The organism is Draconibacterium orientale (assembly GCF_900111425.1).
Lineage (GTDB): Bacteria > Bacteroidota > Bacteroidia > Bacteroidales > Prolixibacteraceae > Draconibacterium > Draconibacterium orientale.
On the sequence record NZ_FOHT01000006.1, the window covers coordinates 21,342 to 45,787 of the forward strand.

Genomic DNA, 24,446 nt, shown 5'->3' on the forward strand with positions numbered 1-24,446 from the left:
TGTTTTTCTTAAAAAAACTATATGTCAGTTACTGAAATTATAAAGAACCGAAGAGCAACACCGCCACGATTATTTGCCAAAAAGGACCTGCCAAACGGCTCGGTAGAAGAGTTGTTACGAAGTGCCAACTGGGCTCCCAACCATAAAAAGACCGAACCCTGGCGGTTTAAGGTTTATCGTGGCGAAGCCAAAGCCAAACTGGCTGCCGAAGCCAAAGCTTTACTCTTGGAAAAGCAAAAGGAAGGTTACCCGGTTGCATCAGAGAAAATCGAAAAGTTTGCATCAACCATTGAGCGTGTGCCCGTAGCCATTGCAGTAATTTTGCAGCCCGATTCAGCCGGTCGGTTACCCGAGTGGGAAGAAATTGCAGCAGTATCGATGGCCGTGCAAAATATGTGGCTAACCGCTACCGAAATGGAATTGGCTGCGTTTTGGGCAACACCGGGTTTTATCGAGCTGTTTGATGAATTACTGGAGTTGGAAAACAACCAAAAAAGTTTAGGTTTCTTTTATGTTGGGCAGGTAATGATGGATTTTCCTTCGCCCGGGCGCCGCGACTGGAAGGAAAAAATTGAATGGAAAGATTGAAATTCTTACCTTCAGCTTTTTAAAAAATCTGAATCATGCGAATAGTGGGAATCTTTTTATTGCTGGTTATGTGCCTAACTACACAGGCACAAACCGATCAGGACTTATCAACTTTGGTTGACGGGGTAACTTTTCCGAATCCTGTTTTTGTTTCGCCCGATCCGCCAAAGCCCATAAAAGGCTGGGAATTGACAAGCGTTTCGGACGAAAAGGTGCTGAAAGGAGAATATCCCGGAGAGATAATCAAATTCCGCTTTAAAGGAACAGCTGTTGGTATTTTGGTGTACTCCGATAACCACTCAGGAATTATTGAATACAGCCTGGATGGACAACCCTGGTTTGAATTGGATACTTTTTCGAAAGATGCAGAGACAACGCTTAAAGGCTATACGCTGGATAAGGATTTGAAGAACAGAAAACACACGCTGCAAATCCGGATTATGGAAAGGAATAATCCTGAAAGTTTAGGAACCAACATTGCGTTACGATCATTTTATACCAATTGTTCTTTAAAAAGCTGCATGGAATTTTAAAGATTACAATGGTTAATGCCGATGCTACAATACTGGAGCATTCGGAATGAAATGAAAGAATGCGACATTTTGTTGTTAAATCGGTATTATTTTAACAAAGAATAAAAAAGCTGTTTCAAAATAACCATATACGTCATTCTGAACTTGTTTCAGAATCTCACCTCCAGCGAGTACAGACCCTGAAACAAGTTCAGGGTGACGTTTCAAATAGCACCTTTTTGAAGCAGCTTTTTCCTATTCTATTACTTTATATTTTCAAGCACATCAACCAGGTGTTTCCAGAATTTTTCGGTGGTTGAAATGTCCAGTCTTTCATCGGGCGAATGGGCTCCTTTAATGGTTGGTCCAAATGAAACCATATCGAGGTGCGGGTATTTTTCAAGGAAAAGTCCACACTCCAGTCCTGCGTGAATCGAGCGAACAACCGGTTCCATGCCAAACAATTTTTTATAAGAATCAACGGTAGTTTTCAAAATATCAGAATTAGGATTTGGCGTCCAGCCAGGATAGCCGTCGCTGTGTATTACTGCTGCTCCGGCAAGATTAAATACCGCTTTTACGGTTTCGGCGGCATAATATTTCCGTCCTTCAATTTCGCTGCGCTGGCTGGTAGTTACCACGATTTTATTGTCGTTGGTAAATTTTACTGAAGCCAGGTTTGTTGAGGTTTCCACCATATTTTCCATGCGCGAGCTCATTTCCAAAACACCGTGTGGACAGGCATAGATGGCATTTAAAAGTTTGTTTTGCGTATCAGTATCAACAACAAAAGCAGGTAGTTCGGTTTCCGTGCAACTGATTTCCAATTTTGGCTCGGCAAACTGAAATTCATCTTTTATCGAAGCGGCCATTTTATTGAATGAAGCGAACACTTCATCTCGTTTTTTTGCAGGAATTGTAAAAATACCAAAAGCCTCGCGTGCAATGGCATTACGTAAATTTCCGCCGTTAAAATCGGCAAGCCTGATTTCAAAACCCTCGTTCCAGTTCCACAAAAAGCGGTTAAGGATTTTGTTGGCATTACCACGGTTTTTGTGGATATCGTCGCCCGAATGCCCACCTAAAAGTCCGCTAACCGAAACTTTTACTGCGATTGAATTTTCAGGCGTTTTTTCCTGTTGGTAATTAAAAGTGGCAAGCGTATCAATTCCGCCGGCACAACCAATAAACAGTTCACCTTCATCTTCCGAGTCGAGGTTCAACAAAACCGACCCGGATAAAAAGTTCGGCTGCAGGTTAAAAGCACCTGTTAATCCGGTTTCTTCATCAACAGTAATCAAACATTCGATTGGGCCGTGTTTTAATTCTTTTGAAGCCAGTACAGCCAATTGGGCTGCAATGCCAATTCCGCAATCGGCACCCAATGTTGTTCCGTTGGCTTTCACCCAGCCGTCAACAATCATTGGCTCAATGGCATCGTTATCGAAATCAAATTCTTTGTCCGAATTCTTTTCGCAAACCATGTCCATGTGCGTTTGCAGAATAACGGTTGGCGCCTGCTCCATTCCTTTACTGGCAGGCTTTTTTATCACTACATTTCCAATTTTGTCGGTGTGGGCTTCCAGTTTATTTTCTTCTGCGAATTGCAATAGGTACGCTCTTATTTTTTCCTCTTTTTTCGATGGCCGGGGTACCTGGCAAATGGCTTCGAAATAGTTAAAAAGTGGTTGCGGTTGCAGTGTTGCTAATGTTTTCATTGCTTACTATTTTAAATTCCCAAAGGTGCAAAAAATGAAGTAAAAATTCATTGACAGATGGCAGTTCCTGTTATGTTGAAATCGGTTTTTGTTTACATGCTCAATGTTTTTTATTACAGCGAGCCTTATTGGTTATGGGCAGACATTGAATAGTTGCAGTTTGCTATTTGTTGAGCGAACCTTTTTGACTCAGTAAAATGGCAAAGGGCCTTGTACCCGGGAATTCAGACATAATTATTATCAGAATTACCGTAATAGGAACACTGAGCAGCATGCCTGAAATGCCCCAGATGACACCCCAGATGGCAAGGGTTAAAAATACCACCAGAGGGCTGATGTTTAGTGAATTGCCCATTAGGCGCGGCTCGATAAAGTTGCCAACAACCAACTGAATGGCTCCAACAATCGACAGTACCAGAATTCCCGGAGTGATTTCGCCAAACTGTAAAATGGCAAATATTGCCGGGAACGCTGTGGCAATTAGCGACCCGATTGTTGGAATAAAGTTGAGAACAAAGATGAGAAAAGCCCAAAACAATGGCGCATCAATGCCAATAAACAGCAGCGCAAAATAACTCAGAAAACCAGTTAACAAACTGGTAAGTGTTTTTAGTGCCACATAGTTTCCTATGGAATGATCGATTTTATCTACCAGTTCTTTTACATGTTCATAACGTTTCTTGTCCGGATACATGGCTTTTAATTTCTTGGGAAAGATCGGTTCTTCCAACAGTAAAAACAGCAGATAAAGTAACACCGTGAAGGCGTTGCCAAATAGCCCGGTTAGTGTACTTAACAGCGATGAAAGAATACTGCCGAAATTCAGATCTTGGGCAAAATTTCCCGCCATATTCATAATGTCAACATCAAATTGCTGATTAATTTGCTGTGCAATTTTATTTACATTGGCTTCGTAAACCGGCAGGGTTGTCGATAGAACCTTAATGTTTTTTGATATCATGGAAACAGCGAGCACCAAAAAGCCGATCAACACTAAGGTTGAAAACAGAGTGATGATCCATTTAGGCATGCGGCCAACAAATTTTACTTTTAGCAGTAACTTTTTAATTACCCGGATAAGAAACCAAAACAGAATGGCCAGAATAAACGGAATGATGATGGATTGTGCATAAATACAAACCACCACAATTGTAATTACGATTAGAAAAATGTAAATTTTTTTACTTGTTTCCATGCGGCTGAAATTATTGGGGAAAAATACAAAAAACTACGCTCTCTGATTGTTTTGCTTAATTTTTGAACGTTCGTTGTGGTTTTTAAACTAAACCGTCGGTTGGTAATGCACACTCAAAAATGAAAGTATATTCGATTAAAACCGGCGAAACCCGCAACTAGTTGTTAATGGGCAGTCCCCATTCTTCTTTCATGGCAATGCCAAGTTTTTCCAGTTCCGTTAAAATAGGCTCGTAAATACTTTTTGATACCGGAATATGAACGCCTTTGTCCGTAATTCTTCCATCCAAAATCATTTTAACCGCAATGGCTGCAGGTAGCGCAACTGTTCTTGCAATCGATGTATCTTCTTTGGTGGCAAAATCCAATAACCGCGATTTTATAACTTCTTTGCTTCCGTTGGCATTTTCAATTAAAAACGAGTGAAGCATGATAACCATGTCGCGGGCACCTTCGGGGAGCATCATTTTTTTGAGCATCAGGTAGGTAACCAAATCAAAATTCGATCCTTCGTCCATTGCAACCATATAATCGCTGAAAAGACCCAGCCATTCCATAGCCCGAATAGCAGGACTGTCGATCGGCAACCGCAGCCGTTCAGCTACTTTTTCTTTAATGTTGGCCGGATAAACTTCCAGCTGGCGTGCCATAACTTTTTTGTAAGTTTTGCCGGCAAAATTTTGCTTCTCGTAGGTAAACAAGCCAAGCGTTTTCATGGCATCCATAATTTCGCACCAGTCGGGGTAACGGAACGTGCCGCGGTACATGGTGGTAACATCTTTTAATCCGTAAATATCGATGTAAGCCAACGAGTTGCGATTGGGGTAAACTTCCATCTCTCCAACTTCGGGAAAATCAATTTTCAACGGATCTTTGAAAAGCTTTTCAGTGGGGAGTTCAACAATTTCGCCGTCTTTTAAATATTTCGCTCCGTTATTTCCGGCCATAATTACACCTTTTGGCGACCACGAAAATTTATACTTAAACGGATTGTCAATTTCTTCGGGGGCGGCCAGTGCTCCGCACAACGAGTAAAATTCCTTGATCTTGCCACCTTTTTCTTTTACCTTATCGATGATTCGCATGGCAGTCATATGGTCAAAGCCCGGATCAACACCAATTTCGTTCAGAATAATAATTCCGGCATTTTTTGCTTCAGCATCCAGTGCCTTCATTTCTTCTGATACATACGATGTGGTTACCATGTTTTTTTTGTGCTTAATACACAGTTGGGCAACCGTTACATGGTGTGCATACGGCAACAGGCTTACAGTTAAATCGTGCGAAGCAATCAGTTCATCCAGTTGGTTAAGATCGTCGATGGTCCATTGCAGCGCTTTACCGTTTGCATGGTTTCCGATTAACTTTTCGGCTTTTGCAAGTGTGCGGCTGGCAATGGTTAATTCTATTTGGTTGTTAAGAATATAATCGGCAAGTGGTTTGGCTACCATTCCGGCGCCAAGTAATAGTACTTTCATTTTTTTCTGTTTTCTGTTTCCAATTATTCAAACGAAATTAATAAGAATTCGTTCGATAAATATTACTCTGGTTTTTGCTGAATTTTTGGTCGTGTTAACGAATTAAACGTCTTACTTTTTCGGCAAAAAAATACTTTTTAATAGCCCCTTAAGTTGCTAAAAATTTATTTAACAAAAGATGATATCTTCCATTTTTATAAATTATCACAAAAATCATGGACTTCTGATTTAAATTTTCATAAATTGGGCACATGGTACAATCGTATTCATGTCCTGTTTTTTTCTATCAAGGCATGCCAGAGTGCCTCGATGATGATAAGGTTTCACATTAGCTGCAACCGCAGTTGGTTTTATTCCACAACTCTTATTGGCGCCTGTCAATACTTTTTACTGTTAAAATGCTTTCAAATCAGTGTCGGTAAGACGGATTCGGAATGAAGCGCAACAGCCTTCCTGTATGGCTCGTATAAGGCTATGCATTGGGTCTTGAGTGTTTTCTAAATTTTCAATAGTAACTTTTAAATTCAATTGAAATGAACAGTACGAAAGAATCATTAAATGTTGATGAAATGATGCGTGCTTACAATTTTACGCCCGAAACAATACAAACCATTAAAAACGAGGAGCTTTTATCAGCAGGATTAATTCACCGCCTGCAAAAATGTTATCCTCAGTATTCCGGCTTTTCAAAAACGGGTACTCCACTTTTTACAGGAAAAACCCATTACACCGGGTTAGCCGGTTTTCGTGAAATTTTAAATGTATTGAAAGCTAATGGAGTAGAGCTCGAACGTGTAAAAGAACGTGAGTTTTTTCTTGAAGTGTACCGTTTTATGGCGACCAAACATATTCTGAATACCATTGATTGGAGCAACTATAAAAATGATCCGAATTACTACCTGGTGTTTCCGCAGCCGGATATGATTAACAAAACTGATGTACAAAAATACCTGGATGCCCAAAGCGAAGAAGATCGACGGAAAGTTGTTGAAGCTTACCAGTTAAAAACCAATCCGCACGATGGGAAACAAAAACTGAACAAACCGTTTTTTTATAACGACGAGGGGCAGATTGAAATTCTGGAAGGAAGCCAGCACAAGTATCCGCCGATAAAACTGATTCTGGATGCCGGAACACAAAACTGTTTTGCTTTTTGCACCTATTGTTTCCGTCATGCACAGGTGCGTGGCGACGAAGATATGTTTGTTCAGCACGACATCGGGCAGGTGCATAATTACCTGAAAAAGCACAAAGAAGTTACCGACATATTAATTACCGGAGGAGACGCGGGCTACATTTCATACAAGCGATTGAAAGAATACCTCACTCCAATTCTGGAAGACGATGAGTTGTTGCATATCCGCACATTACGAATTGGCTCGCGGGCTATCACTTTTCATCCTGAATTTCTGCTCACCGATCGGTTTAAAGAAATTCTGGAGCTGCTGAAAACTACCGTTGAAAATGGTATCCAGGTGGTTTGGATGTCGCATACCTCAACACCGCGTGAGCTGTTGAATCCGGGAGCACTTGCAGCTATTCAGCGCCTGAAAAAATACGACATAAAAGTGAAGAGCCAAAGTCCGATTATGAACACCATTAGTTTGTATAAAGATGAAAACGGCAAAGTGGATGTCGATCGGTCGGCACAAAACTGGATTGATTTAGGCAATATACTGGCCATGGTTGGTATTGGTTTCCATTCGATGTACTGCGCACGGCCAACCGGCGAGCATCATCATTTCACAGCACCGCTGGCCGATATCACCAAAGTATTCAACAAGGTGTATCGCAGTCTGGCATCGATAAATCGTCCGTCGCGCTACATTACGATGACTTCCTCTGCCGGAAAAACCTCGCTGATGGGCACAACAGAAATTGATGGCGAAAAAGTGTTCGTGCTAAAATTCAACGAAGCCCGGAACATGGAGTGGATGGACCGCGTATATTTTGCCGAGTACAACGAGCAGGAAAATACAATTGAAAAATTAAAGCCTTACAAGGCCGATAAGTATTTCTACGAAGATGAGTTGGAAGAGATTGAGGGAAGACTGGAAGAAGCGCTAAAAAAAGAATCGTTAAAAATGGCAGGCCATGATTAACAAGATCGTGCATTCGGCAAAAGAAGCGGTTGCCGGCATTTTCGACGGAGCAACCGTAATGATCAGTGGTTTTGGTGAAGCCGGTAGCCCGGTAGAATTGATTCACGCGCTGGTTGATCAGGGAGCAAAAGATCTGACGGTAGTGAGTAACAATGCCGGTAGCGGACATGTTGGGCTGGCCGCACTTATCGAAAACCGTCAGGTGAAAAAGATCCTCTGTTCTTTTCCTCGTACTGCCATTTCTGTTGTTTTCCCAGAGTTGTACCGGGCCGGCGAAATTGAGCTGGAACTGGTTCCCCAGGGAACTCTGGCCGAGCGCATTCGTGCCGCCGGAGCAGGAATCCCTGCTTTTTACACGCCAACAACAGTAAATACTCCTTTGGCAGAAGGCAAAGAAATACGCGGGTTTAACGGCAGGGAATACGTTATGGAAAAAGCCATTCAGGCTGATTTTGCCTTGGTGAAATGTGCCGCTGCCGATAAATACGGAAACCTTATTTACAACAAAACAGCCCGCAACTTTGGGCCGGTTATGTGTATGGCTGCCAAACAAACTATTGTGCAAGCTAAAAAGGTGGTTGAACTGGGGAATATTAATCCGGAACATGTGGTAACACCGGGAATTTTTGTTCATCGTGTAGTGGAAATTTCCAATCCTGCCGACGAGTCGAAACTGGTTTCCGAAAATGTAAAATACCATGGAATTAACTACTAAAATAACAGGTTGGAGCAACGCCGAAATGGCACAAAAAGTGGCTATGGATATTCACGATGGTGCCTACGTAAATCTGGGAATCGGTATTCCCGAAATGGTTGCCGGTTTTATTCCTGAAGGACGTGAAGTGATCTATCATACCGAAAATGGATTGCTTGGGATGGGAAATGTTGCAGAAGAGGAGCATGAAGATCCGGAGTTGGTAAATGCCGGAAAAAAATATGTCACGGCTATTCCCGGTGCGGCTTATTTTCATCATGCCGATAGTTTTGCGATGATACGTGGCGGCCACATCGACATTTGTGTGCTGGGAGCTTACCAGGTTTCGGAAGAAGGTGATCTGGCCAACTGGTCAACCGGAAATCCCAAGGATATTCCGGCCGTGGGGGGAGCTATGGATTTGGTGGCCGGCGTAAAAACTATTTATGTAATTACAAAACACACCACCAAAACGGGCGGCTCCAAAATTGTAAAACAGTGCACTTATCCTCTAACGGGAAAAAATGTGGTGAGTCGCATTTATACCAATTATGCAATAATTGATGTCAGGAATAAACAGCTTTATGTGCGGGAAATGGCTCCCGGAGTGAGTTTCGAGTTTCTGCAACAACACACCGAAGCGCCATTGCAACAGGATTAAATCAGTAAGAACAAAAAGATGGCTAAAAAAGAAAATAGCGAGGAAATTTACAACAAGGCACGTCAGGTAATAAGTGGTGGAGTAAGCCGGAATACCGTTTTCCGGATGCCTTATCCGAATTATGCCAACAGTGCATCGGGCTGTTACATTACCGATATCGATGGCACAGTGCGCACCGATTTTGCCAATAACATGGCGGCACTTATTCACGGTCATTCCTTTCCGCCAATTGTTGATGCGGTTATCGAACAGCTAAAAAAAGGAACTGCATACACGCTGGCTTCCGAAATTGAAGTGGCTTTTGCTACTCACCTGATCGAACGCGTGCCGAGTTTCGAGCGTATTCGTTTTATGAATTCAGGTACTGAAGCGGTAATGGCCATGATAAAAGCATCGAGGGCATTTACCGGCCGGCCAAAAATTGCAAAGGCCGAAGGGGCTTATCATGGAACTTACGATTTTGCTGAAGTCAGCCAAATGGCAGATCCGTCAAACTGGGGAAAGGAAGATCAGCCCAGCAGTGTTCCGCTGGCTCACGGAACACCACCATGTGTAGCCAAAGACGTGGTTATATATCCGTACAACAACATTGAACGAACGCTGAATATTCTGGATAAACATGCGGAAGATATCGCCTGTGTTATCGTCGATCCTGTTCCTCATCGTGTAGGATTAGTACCCGGGAATCATGATTTTATAGAAGCGCTTTATGCCTGGACAAGGAAAAACGAGGCTTTACTGGTTTTTGATGAGGTGGTAACGTTTCGGGTGAATTACGGTGGCGCACAGGAAAATTATTCAGTGAAACCGGATTTGACATCGCTTGGAAAGATAATCGGTGGTGGTTTCCCTGTCGGTGCTGTGGCCGGAAGAGCTGATGTGATGCAGGTTTTTGATCCGCATGAAAAGAATCTTTTGTTGCCGTATTCAGGAACCTTCTCGGCTAATCCGATCACGATGACTGCCGGTTACCAGGCCATGAAATATTTTGATTCGGAAGCGGTTCAGCAGCTTAATTCGTTGGCTGATATTGCCGTTAAACAAATTCGCGAAGCCATAAAACTCGCCGGTGTTCCGTTTTCGGTTACCGGTGCCGGCTCGATGTTTCGTATACACCTTCGGCCCGATCCGCCCACAACTTACCGCGAGGCTTATCAGGATAAAGAAGGGAAAAAGCTGGTGAATGAGTTGCTGGATTACATGTATTATAAAGAAAATACACTGATGATTAACACTTTTTCGTGTATGCTTTCAACGGTAATGACACAAAAGGAAATTGATCAGTTAACAGAAGGTTTGTTCAGGGCTTTTAAAGCGCTAAAACCAAAGATTGAAAAACTAAATAATGATTAACGAATGGAGACGAATGAATAATGATTTGAGAATTGCCAACTGTCATTTTGCTTTTTGCCTGTTCCATTTCTCTACTCAAAGTCTCAATACTAAAATCTAAACTATGACAGATGTTTTTATTTGCGATGCAATACGCACACCTGTTGGAAAATATGGAGGAGGGCTGTCTGCCGTAAGGGCCGATGATCTGGCAGCTATTCCCATAAAAACATTGTTGGAACGAAACCAGCAGATTGAAGCAGTAGCTTTCGATGATGTGCTGATGGGATGTGCCAACCAGGCCGGCGAAGACAATCGTAATATTGCCCGAATGGCTTTGTTGTTGGCCGGAATGCCGGAGTCGGTGCCGGGCGTAACCATTAATCGTTTATGCTCCTCGGGAATGGAAGCCATTGGAATGGCAGCACGCGCCATAAAAGCTGGTGAGGCAGAACTGATAATTGCCGGCGGCGCCGAAAGTATGTCGCGATCGCCTTTTGTAATGCCAAAACATACAAGTGCGTTTTCGCGTCAGGCAGAAATTTACGACTCAACCATTGGCTGGCGTTTTGTGAATGAAAAATTTCAGAAAAAATACGGAACCGATCCGTTGATTTGTACGGCTGAAAATCTGGCCGCAGAATTCAGTATAAGTCGAGAAGATCAGGATCGGTTTGCACACAACAGTCAGTTGAAAACGGCTGAAGCACAACAAAACGGAGCACTGGCGCGGGAAATTATTCCGGTTTCCATTCCACAGCGAAAAGGCGATCCGGTAATTTTTGAAAAGGACGAACACCCGAGGCTGACTTCATTGGAAAAACTGGTAACCTTAAATCCGGTTTATGGCCCGGGAACAACAGTAACTGCCGGCAATGCTTCGGGCATTAACGATGGAGCTGCTGCTGTAATTGTTGCATCGGAAGCGGCTGTTAAAAGGTTCAATTTAACGCCGAAAGTCCGGGTTCTGGGAACTCAGGCAGCCGGTGTGCCGCCTCGTACCATGGGAATCGGACCGGTACCGGCCACCAATAAGTTGTTGAAACGGCTGGGAATGAGTCTGGACCAAATGGACATTATTGAATTAAATGAAGCATTTGCCGCGCAATCGCTGGCCTGCACTCGTTCGTTGGGAATGGATGACGATGATCCGCGTCTGAATCCGCTTGGCGGCGCCATTGCACTCGGTCATCCGCTGGGAATGTCGGGAGCGCGCCTGGTGACAACAGCAGTTTATCAGCTGCAAAATAAAACTTCAAAATACGCGCTTTGCACCATGTGTGTTGGCGTGGGGCAGGGAGTTTCAATGGTTTTGGAGAAGGTATAGATATTAAACAACTATACCCTTTTGTCTGCCGACATTTTCCCTTAATAAGGGAAAAACGTAAAATGTAAAGAGGGAGGCTTCAAAGAAACGCAGGAAGTTTGTTTAACGCTTGTTCCCCTTGAAAGGGGAACTCCTGAAGGGTAAGGGGTAAAAAAGAATTTGTAAACAACTAAAAATAAATAAAATGAAAATCGACATCTCAAAAGAATTAAAACAGTTAGGAATTAGTGAAGTTAATAATGGTGTTTGCACCGGAACCGAATGGAAAACAACCTCCGGTGCAGTTGTGGAATCGTTTTCGCCATCGGACGGGGAATTGATTGCAACCGTGAATCAGGCAACTGCGGCCGACTACCACGAGGTGGTGGAAAAAGCAAAAGACGCTTTTAAAGTGTGGCGAATGGTGCCGGCACCAAAACGTGGCGAGATTGTGCGTCAGATTGGTCTGGAACTTCGCAAATACAAGGAGCCGCTCGGAAAACTGGTTTCGTACGAAATGGGGAAAATTTATCAGGAAGGCTTGGGCGAGGTGCAGGAAATGATTGATATCTGCGATTTTGCTGTGGGCCAGTCGCGCCAGTTGTATGGTTTTACCATGCATTCGGAACGCGAAAAGCACCGCATGTACGACCAGTATCATCCGCTGGGAATTGTGGGCGTGGTTTCGGCCTTTAACTTTCCGGTGGCCGTTTGGGCCTGGAACGCAATGATTGCAATGGTTGCCGGCGATGTGGTGATATGGAAACCTTCATCGAAAGTATTTTTATGTGCCATTGCTGTGCACAATATCGTTGCCAGAGTTTTAAAAGAAAACGATATTCCTGAGGGGGTTTTGAATCTTGTAGCAGCAGGATCACGCGAATTGGGCGATGAGTTTTTCAGCGATAAAAATATTCCGCTGGTGTCGTTTACCGGCTCTACAAAAATAGGTAAAAAAGTTGGCGGCCTTGTTGGGCAGCGACTTGGGAAAACCATTCTGGAATTGGGTGGCAACAATGCCATAATTATTACTCCTGATGCCGATCTGGAAATGGCGCTTCGTGCGGTGGTGTTTGGTGCGGTGGGCACTTGCGGCCAACGTTGTACTTCAACACGTCGTATTATTGTTCACGATTCGGTTTACGATGATTTTAAAAAACGTTTGATTGCCATTTATGAGCAGTTGCCAATTGGCCATGCTCTGGATGAAAAAACACTGGTTGGCCCGCTGGTTGATCGTTGGGCCGTGGATACTTACCTGGCCGCCATTGAAAAAGTAAAAGCAGAAGGCGGAAATCTGCTGATTGGCGGAGAAGTGCTGTCGGGAGAAGGTTACGAATCAGGATGTTTTGTAACTCCTGCTATCGCCGAGGTGGAAAATCACTACGAAATTGTTCAGGACGAAACGTTTGCGCCGCTGCTTTATATGATTCGTTATTCCGTTTTGGAAGAGGCCATTCGTATTCATAACGATGTTCCGCAGGGATTATCGTCAGCAATTTTTTCAACGCACATGTTAGAAACCGAGAAATTCCTGTCGCACGAAGGATCAGATTGTGGCATTGCCAATGTAAATATTGGTACTTCGGGTGCTGAAATTGGTGGTGCTTTTGGTGGCGAAAAAGAAACCGGTGGTGGCCGCGAGTCGGGTTCCGATGCATGGAAAGCCTACATGCGACGTCAGACTAATACCATAAATTACAGTACAGAGCTTCCGTTGGCTCAGGGAATTGAATTTAATGTATAAGAAGCACATAGTGATACGCTCACTCTGAGTGAGGGTATCACTCAAAAGCAAGGGTATCACTAAAACGGTTCGACGGTATTCACCCGGTGACTCGAAGTCACCGGGTGAATAAATACCAAGCTTGTAACTAATTGCTAAAAATTATGAAAAACATATTAATATTCGGAGCCGGCAGATCGAGCGTATTTTTGCTCACCTACCTGGCCGAACGTGCATCAAAATACCACTGGCACATAAAAGTTGTGGATGCCGAAGAAAGCGACCTGGCAAAATCCTTGAGATTGTCTTTTTCCATTTTAAATGTGCGCGATGACTTTGCCCGCGAACAGGAAGTGAGTCAGGCCGACCTGGTAATTTCGATGTTGCCGGCGCGGCTGCATAAGCTGGTGATGCAATCGTGCCTGAAATTCTCGAAAAGTCTGTTTACCGCTTCGTACGAAAGTAAGGAAGCCCAGCAGGTTGAAGAAGAGGTGAGAAGTAAAGGGCTGCTGTTCTTGAACGAATGCGGCCTCGATCCCGGCCTCGATCACATGTCGGCAATGCGTGTGATTAACCAGATAAAACAGGAAGGCCATCGGCTGGAGGCCTTTGAATCGTTTACCGGTGGTTTGGTGGCGCCCGAATCGGATGACAATCCGTGGCACTATAAGTTTAGCTGGAATCCGCGAAATGTGGTGCTGGCAGGGCAGGGCGGCCCGGCAAAATTTATTCAGAAAGGGAAAGTGAAATACATACCCTATAACCGTTTGTTCCGTCGCACAGAACTCATAAAAATTAATGAATACGGTTGGTTTGAAGGCTATGCCAATCGCGATTCGATGAGTTATATCGATAAATACGGATTGCAGGAAGTACCCACGGTTTTTCGCGGGACCTTGCGTCGCCCGGGATTTTGCAAAGCCTGGAATGTTTTTGTGCAACTGGGGGCCACCAGCGACGAGCACTATATCGACAATGTGGAAGACATGACCTACCGCGAGTTTATTAACTCCTTTTTGTATTACCATCCGGCCGATACCATCGACCTGAAACTGTATCATTCCATGCAAATTCCGATGGATTCGGAAATCATTCCAAAACTGGAGTGGCTGGGGATTTTCGAAAAGAAGAAGATCGGGTTAAAACGCGCTACTCCAGCTCAGGTGATGGAAAAATTGCTCTCGGAAAAATGGCAGCTGATGCCCGACGATAAAGATATGATTGTGATGTGGCATAAGTTTGAATACCTCAATCGCGACACGAAGGAAAAGGTGGAAAAGAACAGTTCGCTGGTGGTTGTTGGCGAATCGGGCAGAAGAACAGCTATGGCGAAAACAGTAGGTTTGCCGCTGGCAGTGGCCGCCAAATTGTTTCTGACTGACAGGCTAAAACAAAGCGGCGTTTTAATTCCTACCCAGCCCTATATTTATGAGCCGATTTTAAATGAGCTGGAACGTTTTGGGATCAAATTTGATGAAATGGAAAAAACTTCATGTTTAATCGAGAAATAATCGTGTAAAATAAAACTTTTTTTTGTGATCAAAATAAATCGGAATGTGTTCCGGTAGTCATAAAAAGCAGGGTTAATTGATGGTCATTTTGTTCCCAAACTAGTAGCCAGTCTGGTTTTAAATGACATTCATATAACCCTTCGTAATTTCCTTTCAATAGGTGAGATCTGTATTTGGCAGGGAGCTTGCCTGTTGCTTGCAGGATATCAATAGCTTCGGATAACAAAGTAAGGTTGTAACCTCTTTTTTGACAAAGTTTAACGTCTTTCTTAAAGCGGTTGGTATATTGGATGGAATACATTATGAAAGACATTGATTTAATAAATCTTTGGAATCATTAGCAGAGAATGTCCTTCCTTGATTTATGTCTTCTAAGGCTTCATCGATGGCAGCACTTCGTTCTACTTTTTTTATCGAAACAACATCTTTAAGTGATTTTAAAAAAGCAACGAGGTTTTTACCTGCTTTAGTTTTCTCGTTAATTTTAATGGTGTAAATTCCCATGATTACCTTTTTTACAAAAATAGCTAAAAAATTGAGGAACAAAAAGTGATGATTTTTATTTGAGATAGTTCTTTTCGTCTGCTTTCAATTCATCGGGTGATGATATTTGCTGAAACAGTCATCTGGAGAGTTAGCCAAAACTTTACGTTTAAAAAAGATTATGCCCGGAAAAAAGCCGCTGGGATTACAACCAGCGGCTTTTTTGTGGCTTTTCCAAAGTTTCAAACTTTAGAAAAGGTTTTCCACCAGCATACCTTATTTCACCAGCCTTAAAACCGAAAGCAGGGCACAGTGGTCGGAAGCAATTTCATCACAAATAACTTTAGTTTCTATCACTTGCCACTTTTCGGCAGGCCTGAAAAAGATGTAGTCGATCTTTATTTCTGGATCGTCGGATGGAAAAGTTAAGGTTTCATTCTCGTCGCTGGCTGTCCAGTATTTTTTTAGAATTGTGATTGGTTCGCTGTTGGGTGTAGCGTTTAAATCGCCGGCTAAAATAGCGGGGTATTGGCACGAGGCAAAAGTTTGATTGATGGTGTTTACCTGGTCGATTCGGTCGGGGCTGCTTTCCTGGTGTTCCAAATGCGTACCGATAAAGCTGATTGTATCGCCCGATTCCAATTGTACCAGCACCTGGAGTGCAGCGCGTGGTTCATTGTTGGGTGAATGCGGAAGTGCAACATTGCGACTGGAAAGAATGGGCATTTTTGTCAATATTCCTTCCCCGTATCCGCCACCATCAAAAGGCATGGCAATGCCAAACAAGGGCGCCATTTTGGTTCGCCAGCCCAGCTCGGTAGCCAGATCGTAGTTGCGGGCGCGGTTGGTTTTAAAGTCAACTTCCTGTAAAGCTACCAAATCAGGATTCGTTTCATGAATAACTGCGGCAATTTTATCCAGATCAAAGTCTCCATTGGTGGTGGCTCCGTGTAAAATATTAAAAGTCATAACCCGAATCGTTAATTCTTCATCGCTGTTATTCTGCGCAGAAAGGGCGTTGAATGTAAAAACAAGCGTAAGTATTGAAAGTAGCAGTTTAGTCATTTTCATCAATCTTAAATTAAAAGGGTGAAGGTAGAGATTTAATTTTTGAAACTCCATTTTTCGATTAACTTTGATTTCAAACAAACTAAACCTAAAATGATGACCAAAAAAAACAACTTTACCGCGTTTATTTTCTTGCTTTTTGTATTGGTTTCGTGCCGGAATGAGCAGCAAAACTGGACTCATTTCCGTGGTTCAGCCATGGATGGACACGCCAATGTGGAAACAGTGCCATTGCACTGGAGTGCTTCCGAAAATATAGTGTGGAAAGTGCCCGTAAAAGGATTGGGCTGGTCGTCGCCGGCAGTGTATGATGGCCGGGTTTGGGTAACTTCGGCCGAAAAAGACGGGCACGAATTTTACCTGTTTTGTTACGATTTGGAAACCGGCAAACTGCTGAATGAACAAACCTTATTTACTGCTGAAGATCCGCAACGTATCCACGGAACCAACTCGTATGCCACGCCAACTCCGTGCGTTGAAGAAGGACGCGTTTACGTGCATTACGGAAGTTTTGGAACTGCCTGTGTCAATATTGAAAATTTCGAAGTGATCTGGAAACGTGATGATATGCCTTGTGACCATATGCAGGGACCGGCTTCGTCGCCAATTATTTACAAAGACAAATTGATTGTACATTTGGAAGGAACCGAAGATCCTTATGTAATTGCGCTGGATAAAAAAACAGGAGAGACCATTTGGAAAAGTGTTCGCCCAAAAGAAATTTATGATACCCTGGAACCGGTTTACCGGAAGTCGTACCAAACGCCAATTGTAATTACTGTTGGCGACCGCGATTTGCTGATCAGTAACTCTGCTTTTATGTGTTTTGCACACGATGTTACTACCGGCGAAGTCGTTTGGTCGTTTAAATATGGTTACGATTCAACTGTAAGTCAGTCCTTGTATTATAACGGCCTGGTGTTTGTAAATTCCGGTTGGATATTTCTGGATGGAAAACCGAATTTTACCCGTCAGTTTGCCATCGATCCAACAGGTGCGGGCGATGTAACAGAAACACATCAGGTGTGGATGTATGAAGATGAGGTGCCGCAAATTCCAACTCCGCTTATTGTTGATGGAAAAATGTACATGGTACACGACCGCGGAATGGCAACTTGCCTGGATGCCATGACCGGCAAAGTAATCTGGAAAGAAAAACTAAGAGGCAACTTTAATTCGTCGCCCATTTATGCCGGTGGAAATATTTACTTTATTAATGTAAAAGGATTTTGTACGATCATTAAACCCGGCGATACGTTCGAGAAAGTTGCTGAGAATGATATCAGCGAAACGGTTAAAGCGGTACCGGTATTTGTTGGCGATAAAATGCTTTTACGATCACAAAATCACCTTTTTTCAATTAATTAATACCTTTTTTCATAAAAAAAGCATGTGTATTTGCCCGAAATCAAGCGTAGCTAGTTATAACTGTTGAAAAACGCAACACCTGTTGAAAAATACAACATCTATGTAACTTGCACATAATCAGAACGGAAGGTTGTTTGGTGAAAATAACTGTTGAAAAATACAACACTTTGTTTTGCCTGAAAATCAAGGTGGAATTGTGTAATATTCAGTTAGTCAGTTGTTTGTGTTGTTGGCATTAAGATTGGATTAAGCGTTTTTAACTGGAAGAGAATCTGTAAAAAGGATTCTAATCCAGTAAAAAAAACGATAAAATTAATTCAACAATGAGAACCAGGATTTTAACAACCGTAGTGCTGCTCCTGCTAATAGTTAGTGGTGCGAGAAGCCAAAACGCCGAAAACGCGGCGATAAACGATCAGGTAAAGATTTTTACAACTCCCGAAATGCGCAACCTTACTGAGGTGTGGATAGCCAAATACCTGCAAACAAACACTGATTTTAATTTTGAACTTACTCCCGTCAGTCGTGCTGAGGTCAAAGATAAAGTTGCAGGTAATCAGTCGATTGGTATTGTTATGCAACAAGCTGATGTTTCATCAACTATTGGTGAAATGTGGCAGCTGCCGCTGGGACGCGAAGTGGTGGTAACGGTTTTTAATAAGGCAAACCCGTTGGCAAAAGAACTAACTGAAACAGGAGTTTCTGCTAATGAGCTGGCAACAGTTTTTCAAAACAACGATAAAAACCGGGGCACATTAGCGGACAGTAAAAATCGTGAGAACCTTAACTTTTACGTGCTGGACGAGCCGGAAGTAAAACTATCGGTAGCGAAGTTCCTCGAAGTTGATCCAACTGAAATCAGCACATTGGAAGCCCTGTCTCAGGATAAATTTCTGAAAGCTGTACAAAGTGATATAAATGCCATTGGTTTTTGCAGGTTGTCGGTAATTACCAATCTGGAGCAAAAAGATTTTGCCGAAAATATCGCGCTGCTTCCAATCGACCGTAACAAAAACGGACGGCTGGATTATTACGAAAATATTTACGCCAGTTCGGAACAGTTTGAGCGGTCGGTTTGGATCGGGAAATATCCGCATTCGATGATATACAATATATATGCAGTTTCTTCTGCTTTCCCGGAAAATGCTGAAATAAACAACTTTTTAAGCTGGCTTACCTCCTCTGGTCAAGTATTGGTTGCACAGAATGGATATACTGAATTGGTTCATTCCGAGAAACAATCGAATCTCGAAAAGCTTACTCCTCCGGTTTTAATGGCCGAATACGAATCGGCAAGCACCGGATCCGCTGCGTTTTTCAGTATTTTTGTAGCTGTTTTAGGGCTTCTGTTGGTGTTTGTTATTGTTCGCTATTTCATCCGCAAACAAAAGGCCAAAGCCCCTTTGTTAAATAAAACAAGGTACGTAAAGTTGTTAAACGAAGCCTCTCTCGATTTCCCCAATGGCCTGTATTTCGATAAAACGCATACCTGGGTTTTTATGGAAGAAGGTGGCCGGGTAAAAATGGGAGTTGATGATTTCATTTCGAATGTTACCGGCAACTATACCCGCCTTATTATGAAAAGCCCGGGAGAAAAGGTTAAACGAATGGAGCCGGTGGTAACCTTAATTAGAAAAGGTAAACAAATTACTCTGAATTCGCCGGTTTCGGGAACGATAAAAGAGATTAATGAAAGTTTAGTTGCCGATCCGTTTATGATTAATAACGAACCTTATGGTGAAGGTTGGGTGTATAAAATTGAGCCTTCGAACTGGCTGAGGGAAACCCAGTTTTTAAAAATGGGCCGTAGCTATCGCGAATGGATTATCGGGGAATTCAGCCGCCTGAAAGATTTTCTGGCCTGTTCACTGAATATTATGAACCTGGAAGAGGGAAAACCGGCCTTTCAGGAAGGAGGCGAATTGATGCTGCATCCATTAAAAGATTTGGATCCCAGGGTATGGGAAGACTTCCAGAATTATTTTATCAATACTGCTGATACACACTAAATACCTGCTAACCATCTAAATTAACAAACCATGAGTATAAACAGAAGAAGTTTCTTCAAAGCTTTGGGTATTACGGGGGCTACGTTTGTTCTGGGGAAAGAAGCACCGGCAAAACCCGTCAACGAAGAAGTGATAGAATTCAAAGCTATTTTATATGATTCTACAAAATGTATTGGTTGCCAAACTTGTGAATTTTCGTGTGCAGAAGCTCATAATTTGCCCGAGCCGGAAGATTTCCCGGAAATGGGTGTGGTTCGGAAAACCAATGAAACCCGGCGTACCGTTGTAAATGCCTACGAAACTTCGCTTGGCGAAGTCTATGTAAAACGCCAGTGTATGCACTGTAATCAGCCGGCTTGCGGCGCTGCCTGTTTAACACAGGCTATGCATAAAACCAAGGAAGGCCCGGTAATTTGGCGCGAAGACAAATGTATGGGCTGCCGTTATTGTATGATTTCCTGTCCGTTTGATGTGCCTAAGTTCGAGTACAACAGTCCGAATCCAAAAATTACAAAATGCAACATGTGTTTCGAGCGGCAGGAAGAAGGTAAATTACCAGCCTGTGTGGAAAACTGTCCGGGTGAAGCGCTTCTTTTTGGAACCCGTCGCGAATTAATTGCTGAAGCCCAACGAAGGATCAGCGAAAATCCGGATGTTTATTACGATCATATTTATGGCGAAACCGAAGCCGGAGGAACTTCCTTTTTGTATTTGTCTCCCGTGCCTTTCGAAGAAATCGGATTCAATACCAATGTGCAAAACACATCGTATCCGGCACTTACCAAGGGGTTTTTATACAGTGTGCCTGCTGTTTTTGTTCTCGTACCGTCGTTACTTTTGGGACTCAATAAAGCCTCTAATTTAAACTTAAATAAAAACGAAAATCATGACTAGCCCTGCATTTCCGCTAAAAAAAGAAAAGAAGTCAGTTTGGCGCTTTTTAGTAAATGAATTGAAACCAAGAGGTAAATGGTTAACACCTTTTAATATTATTTCAATTCCGGTAATTGTGGCTGGGCTGGCCATTATCGTTTTCCGCTTTATTCATGGCATTGGAGCGGTATCCAACGTAAGTCAGGAAATTCCATGGGGGCTATGGAAAGGATTTAATGTAATTACAGGAGTTGCCTTTGCCGGAGGTGCCTATGTGCTCACTTTTGTTGTGTATGTTATGGGGGTTCAAAAGTTTCATTCCATCGTGCGTGTAACGGTGTTGAATGGTTTTCTGGCTTATGTTTTTTATGCCGGAGCTTTAGTGCTCGATTTGGGAAAACCATGGAACATTTTTAATCCGATAATCGGGAATAATTTTGGTGCCAACTCTGTATTATTCCTGGTAGCCTGGCATTTTTTGCTCTATATTGTTGCTCAGTTAATTGAGTTTTCGCCTGCCATTGCCGAGTGGCTGGGAGCACGCCGTATTCATAAAATTCTTACTGGCTTAACGCTGGGAGCCGTTATTTTTGGTATTACTTTATCAACCTTGCACCAGTCGGGGCTTGGGGCGCTGTTTTTAATGGCTAAAGAAAAAATCCATCCGTTGTGGTATTCCGGGTTTATTCCGCTGTTATTTCTTGTCTCCAGTGTCTTTGCAGGTTTGTCCATGGTAATATTCGAGGGGTCAATCAGTGAAAGGGTCTTTAGCGATCAGATTACCGAAAATGATAAAAAGACAAGGAAAGAAATCGTGCTTAGCCTCTCGCGTATTTGTGCATTCAGCATGTTTATTTACCTGTTTTTGCAGGTACTTGTTTTTGTTCACGGGCACCGATGGGCGTACATAAATTCGCAAATGGGATACTGGTTTATGCTCGAAATATTTGGTTTTGTACTATTGCCCATGCTCCTTTTTATTCAAAGTTTCAGAAAAGGAAGCATTTTCCGGGCAAGGGTAGCCGCAGTGATTACCATAGTGGGGATTGTGTTAAATCGGTTGAACGTATCAATTATTGCATTTCGTTGGGATTCTGCGATGCACTACACACCTTCCTGGATGGAAATTGTTGTATCCTTCGCCATTATATTTATAGAAATATGGATTTTCAGATGGTTCATCAGCCGAATGCCTGTGTTACGCGAATCGCCATCGTGGGCAAAAAATAAACATTAACAATTTAAAAGCGAATAAAATGGAAGGATTTACATATACTGATTTGTTTGAAACAAAAGGAATTGAATACATCGTAGTAATTGTATTTCTTTTGTTGTTGATCCCTTTCTGGGTGATGGTAAACCGAAAAAGCGAAGTTGTACAGCATATTCAGCAAGGCATTCGGGTTCTTGCTCCCAAATTTTTACGTATCCCGAAAGGTTTGTTTTTTAGTCGAAACCACACTTGGCTGGAGTTGGAGAAATCGGGCCAGGTAAAAATCGGACTGGATGATTTTCTGCAAAATGTGCTGGGAAAAATTTCCATACAACCATTGAAATCGGCCGGTGACACGGTAAAAAAAGGAGAAGCACTGGTGCTCATTCAGCAGGGAGGAAAGCGGTTACGTGTTCAATCGCCCATATCGGGAGAAATTGTGGCTGCCAACGTTTTGTCAGGAGATAGCGACCCGTATGGCACGAACGAGCTTGAGGCAGGTTGGTTGTATTCCATAATGCCAGACAGTTGGCAAAAAGAAACTTCGGGATTTTTGCTGGGTGATGAAGCCGCTAAATGGTTTGCCGACGAGATAACGCGACTTAAGGATTTTCTGAATATCAACCTGGCACGGCAGGCTGGAGTTTCAACCATTATGGCATTTCAGGAAGGTGGTGAGCTGGAACTTTACCCGCTTGCAAAACTGGATGCCGGTATTTGGGATGAATTTCAAAATGAATTTTTGGAACAGGGTTGATGGGAAAAGGTTTTAACAGAGACTGTTTTGATTTTATTGATGAGAAAGACGAATAATAGGATTAAAGGAAAAATTCAAGACAGTCTCTTCATCATTTGTTCTTTTTCGTACCTTGGAGGTTTATTATAAAAAACCGATTGACTGACGCGTGATGAATAAAAGCGATAATTACAGGACAACTATGTCTGGCCGGAAACAGCGGGATTCCTTTCCAAAATTTATACGACGTTACCTGAGTTTTCGTTCGTCGATATATGCCCGGGTAATTTACATAATTGCTATACTTTCGTTGTTTTTGTTTGTTTCTTATAGCTTGATTTTCAGGTCGGTTTACGAAGGATATCTCGGCACCGTTATTCGTCAGCAGGGAGATAATATCGGGTCGATTGTTGAAGGCTCGCTTTATTATTCTATGTTGGAAAACGATAAAAGTTCCCTGCAAAGTACGCTCGATATTATCAATTCTCTGCCGGGAATTGACGAGGTGAACATGTACAATAACCTCGATAGTTTGGTGTATTCTACTTCGCTTGTTGCCGACTCGCTCGTTAAAAACGGACCTAACTGCGTGAGCTGTCACCAAAATCTTTCCGACTTGTTTCCTCCAAGGCAGAAAGCGTATCGCATCATCGATTTTAAGAGCCCTTGTAACATCGATCAAAAAGACAAAAGCCACCGGCAACTGTTGGTGCGAACGCCAATTTTAAACGAACGCTCGTGTTATGTAAGTGCTTGTCACGCCCATAGTCAGGATGAAGAAATATTGGGATCGCTGATTATTAAAGTACCTTTGTCGGAGTTGGATTCGGCTGTAACCAAATCGTCGAGCGAATTCTTTTTACTGGCCATTCTTGTTACCATTATTTTAATGTCGCTGCTTATTTTTTTTACAAAGAATAAGATTCAGAAACCGCTGAACGAAATAATTGTAGCCAGTGAAGAAGTGTCGAAAGGAAACCGGAGCCGCCGCCTGGAAATTAAACCCTACCTGTTGGAAGATATGCGTTCAGTATCGCTGGCTTTTAACAACATGCTCGATAACCTGGATGCGGCCAACCGCGAGCTCGAAAACTGGTCGCATCAGTTGGAATACAAGGTGCAACGCAAATCGGAAGAGTTGGCCGAAATTCAAAATGAACTGATTCATATCGAGCGTATAACTTCGCTGGGGAAATTGTCTTCGTCGGTAGCTCACGAAATTAATAATCCGCTTTCCGGAATCCTGACTTACAGTAAGTTGGTAGCCAAAAAACTGGCCAAGCTTGATTTGCCCAATGATTCAAAAGACTCGATGCTGAAACACCTGAAAGTGATTGAAAACGAATCAAAACGTTGTGGAAATATTGTTCGGGGACTGCTTGATTTTTCAAGGAAAGACCAGGAGAATTTTGAGCAACATTCCTTGAATCATATTCTTAAAGAATCGTACACCCTAATGGCGCACCAAATGCACATTGCCGGCATTCATTTTTACACCGATTTTGCGGCAACATCCGATTTGATTCTTTGTAACGACAACCAGATTAAACAGGTGTGTGTGGCCTTATTGGTAAATGCTCAGGAAGCGGTAACCACGAACGCCGAGGTGCTGATAAAAACATCGAACCCGGATGCCGATCACGTAAAAATGGACATCATCGACAACGGTGTTGGAATAGCCAAAGAAGACATTTCGCGCATATTTCAGCCGTTTTATTCGGCAAAACAACGCGCCAGCGGAATCGGGCTCGGACTGGCCATCGTTCATGGAATTGTGCAAAGCCACAAAGGTAAAATCGAGGTGGTTTCGGAACCCGGAAAAGGAACCACCATGTCGGTGGTATTTAATTTGATAACCAAAGAAGATCAATAAT

The 24,446-nt window shown here is 42.8% G+C and carries 21 protein-coding genes; 15 read left to right on the forward strand and 6 right to left on the reverse strand.

The window, feature by feature from the left end; all coding sequences use genetic code 11:
* Window positions 1-21 precede the first annotated feature (21 nt).
* Both BMW53_RS05005 and BMW53_RS05010 read left to right on the forward strand, forming a co-directional pair.
* Window positions 22-588: a nitroreductase family protein gene (locus BMW53_RS05005; protein ID WP_038554826.1), complete on the forward strand. Its 567-nt coding sequence runs from the start codon at window positions 22-24 to the stop codon at window positions 586-588.
* A 35-nt stretch (window positions 589-623) separates the two neighbouring features.
* Window positions 624-1,121, forward strand: a complete 498-nt coding sequence (locus BMW53_RS05010) for a hypothetical protein (RefSeq protein WP_038554812.1) — start codon at window positions 624-626, stop codon at window positions 1,119-1,121.
* A 242-nt stretch (window positions 1,122-1,363) separates the two neighbouring features.
* Here BMW53_RS05010 and BMW53_RS05015 read toward each other — a convergent pair whose 3' ends face one another.
* The 3 genes from BMW53_RS05015 to BMW53_RS05025 all read right to left on the reverse strand — a co-directional run bounded on the left by BMW53_RS05015 (window position 1,364) and on the right by BMW53_RS05025 (window position 5,490).
* Complete coding sequence (locus BMW53_RS05015) at window positions 1,364-2,818, reverse strand: aminoacyl-histidine dipeptidase (protein WP_038554807.1); 1,455 nt, start codon at window positions 2,816-2,818, stop codon at window positions 1,364-1,366.
* Window positions 2,819-2,981: 163 nt separating this feature from the next.
* On the reverse strand, window positions 2,982-4,013 hold the full coding sequence (locus BMW53_RS05020) for an AI-2E family transporter (protein ID WP_038554801.1): 1,032 nt from the start codon (window positions 4,011-4,013) through the stop codon (window positions 2,982-2,984).
* A gap of 157 nt (window positions 4,014-4,170) precedes the next feature.
* Window positions 4,171-5,490: a saccharopine dehydrogenase C-terminal domain-containing protein gene (locus BMW53_RS05025; RefSeq protein WP_038554796.1), complete on the reverse strand. Its 1,320-nt coding sequence runs from the start codon at window positions 5,488-5,490 to the stop codon at window positions 4,171-4,173.
* A 533-nt stretch (window positions 5,491-6,023) separates the two neighbouring features.
* Here BMW53_RS05025 and BMW53_RS05030 point away from each other — a divergent pair.
* From BMW53_RS05030 to BMW53_RS05060, 7 genes are all read left to right on the forward strand, one after another.
* The gene (locus BMW53_RS05030) at window positions 6,024-7,592 is read left to right on the forward strand and encodes a hypothetical protein (RefSeq protein ID WP_217642890.1); all 1,569 of its coding nucleotides are present in this window, start codon (window positions 6,024-6,026) and stop codon (window positions 7,590-7,592) included.
* Window positions 7,585-8,307: a 3-oxoacid CoA-transferase subunit A gene (locus BMW53_RS05035; protein WP_038554791.1), complete on the forward strand. Its 723-nt coding sequence runs from the start codon at window positions 7,585-7,587 to the stop codon at window positions 8,305-8,307. The genes BMW53_RS05030 and BMW53_RS05035 overlap by 8 nt, the downstream gene beginning before the upstream one ends.
* Window positions 8,291-8,947, forward strand: coding sequence for a 3-oxoacid CoA-transferase subunit B (locus BMW53_RS05040; RefSeq protein WP_038554788.1), 657 nt, complete (start codon window positions 8,291-8,293; stop codon window positions 8,945-8,947). The genes BMW53_RS05035 and BMW53_RS05040 overlap by 17 nt, the downstream gene beginning before the upstream one ends.
* A gap of 18 nt (window positions 8,948-8,965) precedes the next feature.
* Window positions 8,966-10,300, forward strand: a complete 1,335-nt coding sequence (locus BMW53_RS05045) for an aspartate aminotransferase family protein (protein WP_038554785.1) — start codon at window positions 8,966-8,968, stop codon at window positions 10,298-10,300.
* Between the two features lie 103 nt (window positions 10,301-10,403).
* Entirely contained in the window at window positions 10,404-11,606 is a 1,203-nt protein-coding gene (gene pcaF, locus BMW53_RS05050) for a 3-oxoadipyl-CoA thiolase (protein WP_038554783.1), read from the forward strand.
* 184 nt (window positions 11,607-11,790) lie between these two features.
* Entirely contained in the window at window positions 11,791-13,332 is a 1,542-nt protein-coding gene (gene amaB, locus BMW53_RS05055; protein WP_038554779.1) for an L-piperidine-6-carboxylate dehydrogenase, read from the forward strand.
* 143 nt (window positions 13,333-13,475) lie between these two features.
* Window positions 13,476-14,822 carry a saccharopine dehydrogenase C-terminal domain-containing protein gene (locus tag BMW53_RS05060; protein ID WP_038554776.1) on the forward strand — a complete coding sequence of 449 codons (1,347 nt, stop codon included), beginning with the start codon at window positions 13,476-13,478 and terminating at the stop codon, window positions 14,820-14,822.
* 28 nt (window positions 14,823-14,850) lie between these two features.
* Here the strand turns inward: BMW53_RS05060 and BMW53_RS21475 are convergent, their stop codons facing one another.
* The 3 genes from BMW53_RS21475 to BMW53_RS05075 form a co-directional block, all read right to left on the reverse strand.
* Window positions 14,851-15,135 carry a type II toxin-antitoxin system YafQ family toxin gene (locus BMW53_RS21475; RefSeq protein WP_218917949.1) on the reverse strand — a complete coding sequence of 95 codons (285 nt, stop codon included), beginning with the start codon at window positions 15,133-15,135 and terminating at the stop codon, window positions 14,851-14,853.
* On the reverse strand, window positions 15,123-15,326 hold the full coding sequence (locus BMW53_RS05070; protein ID WP_038554767.1) for a hypothetical protein: 204 nt from the start codon (window positions 15,324-15,326) through the stop codon (window positions 15,123-15,125). Before BMW53_RS05070 ends, BMW53_RS21475 begins: the two co-directional genes overlap by 13 nt.
* A gap of 255 nt (window positions 15,327-15,581) precedes the next feature.
* On the reverse strand, window positions 15,582-16,370 hold the full coding sequence (locus BMW53_RS05075; protein ID WP_217642891.1) for an endonuclease/exonuclease/phosphatase family protein: 789 nt from the start codon (window positions 16,368-16,370) through the stop codon (window positions 15,582-15,584).
* Window positions 16,371-16,466: 96 nt separating this feature from the next.
* Here BMW53_RS05075 and BMW53_RS05080 point away from each other — a divergent pair, with 96 nt between their 5' ends.
* The 6 genes from BMW53_RS05080 (at window position 16,467) to BMW53_RS05105 (ending at window position 24,445) form a co-directional block, all read left to right on the forward strand.
* On the forward strand, window positions 16,467-17,741 hold the full coding sequence (locus BMW53_RS05080; protein ID WP_074780281.1) for a BamB-related PQQ repeat family beta-propellar protein: 1,275 nt from the start codon (window positions 16,467-16,469) through the stop codon (window positions 17,739-17,741).
* Window positions 17,742-18,064: 323 nt separating this feature from the next.
* Window positions 18,065-19,750, forward strand: coding sequence for a hypothetical protein (locus tag BMW53_RS05085; RefSeq protein WP_038554762.1), 1,686 nt, complete (start codon window positions 18,065-18,067; stop codon window positions 19,748-19,750).
* 30 nt (window positions 19,751-19,780) lie between these two features.
* Window positions 19,781-20,644, forward strand: a complete 864-nt coding sequence (locus BMW53_RS05090) for a 4Fe-4S dicluster domain-containing protein (RefSeq protein ID WP_051567525.1) — start codon at window positions 19,781-19,783, stop codon at window positions 20,642-20,644.
* Entirely contained in the window at window positions 20,637-21,860 is a 1,224-nt protein-coding gene (gene nrfD / locus BMW53_RS05095) for an NrfD/PsrC family molybdoenzyme membrane anchor subunit (protein WP_051567524.1), read from the forward strand. The genes BMW53_RS05090 and nrfD overlap by 8 nt, the downstream gene beginning before the upstream one ends.
* A 19-nt stretch (window positions 21,861-21,879) precedes the next feature.
* Window positions 21,880-22,593, forward strand: a complete 714-nt coding sequence (locus tag BMW53_RS05100) for a glycine cleavage system protein H (RefSeq protein WP_038554757.1) — start codon at window positions 21,880-21,882, stop codon at window positions 22,591-22,593.
* Window positions 22,594-22,774: 181 nt separating this feature from the next.
* Window positions 22,775-24,445, forward strand: coding sequence for a HAMP domain-containing sensor histidine kinase (locus tag BMW53_RS05105; protein WP_038554752.1), 1,671 nt, complete (start codon window positions 22,775-22,777; stop codon window positions 24,443-24,445).
* The last annotated feature ends 1 nt before the right edge of the window (window position 24,446 follow it).

Excerpts from the sequence above, each read along its gene's own strand:
- BMW53_RS21475 (WP_218917949.1), bottom strand. The coding sequence starts at position 15,135 with ATGTCTTTCATAATGTATTCCATCCAATATACCAACCGCTTTAAGAAA.
- amaB (WP_038554779.1), top strand. The coding sequence starts at position 11,791 with ATGAAAATCGACATCTCAAAAGAATTAAAACAGTTAGGAATTAGTGAA.
- pcaF (WP_038554783.1), top strand. The coding sequence starts at position 10,404 with ATGACAGATGTTTTTATTTGCGATGCAATACGCACACCTGTTGGAAAA.
- BMW53_RS05025 (WP_038554796.1), bottom strand. The coding sequence starts at position 5,490 with ATGAAAGTACTATTACTTGGCGCCGGAATGGTAGCCAAACCACTTGCC.
- BMW53_RS05015 (WP_038554807.1), bottom strand. The coding sequence starts at position 2,818 with ATGAAAACATTAGCAACACTGCAACCGCAACCACTTTTTAACTATTTC.
- nrfD (WP_051567524.1), top strand. The coding sequence starts at position 20,637 with ATGACTAGCCCTGCATTTCCGCTAAAAAAAGAAAAGAAGTCAGTTTGG.
- BMW53_RS05010 (WP_038554812.1), top strand. The coding sequence starts at position 624 with ATGCGAATAGTGGGAATCTTTTTATTGCTGGTTATGTGCCTAACTACA.
- BMW53_RS05080 (WP_074780281.1), top strand. The coding sequence starts at position 16,467 with ATGATGACCAAAAAAAACAACTTTACCGCGTTTATTTTCTTGCTTTTT.
- BMW53_RS05105 (WP_038554752.1), top strand. The coding sequence starts at position 22,775 with ATGTCTGGCCGGAAACAGCGGGATTCCTTTCCAAAATTTATACGACGT.
- BMW53_RS05085 (WP_038554762.1), top strand. The coding sequence starts at position 18,065 with ATGAGAACCAGGATTTTAACAACCGTAGTGCTGCTCCTGCTAATAGTT.
- BMW53_RS05075 (WP_217642891.1), bottom strand. The coding sequence starts at position 16,370 with ATGACTAAACTGCTACTTTCAATACTTACGCTTGTTTTTACATTCAAC.
- BMW53_RS05020 (WP_038554801.1), bottom strand. The coding sequence starts at position 4,013 with ATGGAAACAAGTAAAAAAATTTACATTTTTCTAATCGTAATTACAATT.
- BMW53_RS05035 (WP_038554791.1), top strand. The coding sequence starts at position 7,585 with ATGATTAACAAGATCGTGCATTCGGCAAAAGAAGCGGTTGCCGGCATT.
- BMW53_RS05060 (WP_038554776.1), top strand. The coding sequence starts at position 13,476 with ATGAAAAACATATTAATATTCGGAGCCGGCAGATCGAGCGTATTTTTG.
- BMW53_RS05040 (WP_038554788.1), top strand. The coding sequence starts at position 8,291 with ATGGAATTAACTACTAAAATAACAGGTTGGAGCAACGCCGAAATGGCA.
- BMW53_RS05070 (WP_038554767.1), bottom strand. The coding sequence starts at position 15,326 with ATGGGAATTTACACCATTAAAATTAACGAGAAAACTAAAGCAGGTAAA.
- BMW53_RS05045 (WP_038554785.1), top strand. The coding sequence starts at position 8,966 with ATGGCTAAAAAAGAAAATAGCGAGGAAATTTACAACAAGGCACGTCAG.
- BMW53_RS05005 (WP_038554826.1), top strand. The coding sequence starts at position 22 with ATGTCAGTTACTGAAATTATAAAGAACCGAAGAGCAACACCGCCACGA.
- BMW53_RS05030 (WP_217642890.1), top strand. The coding sequence starts at position 6,024 with ATGAACAGTACGAAAGAATCATTAAATGTTGATGAAATGATGCGTGCT.
- BMW53_RS05100 (WP_038554757.1), top strand. The coding sequence starts at position 21,880 with ATGGAAGGATTTACATATACTGATTTGTTTGAAACAAAAGGAATTGAA.
- BMW53_RS05090 (WP_051567525.1), top strand. The coding sequence starts at position 19,781 with ATGAGTATAAACAGAAGAAGTTTCTTCAAAGCTTTGGGTATTACGGGG.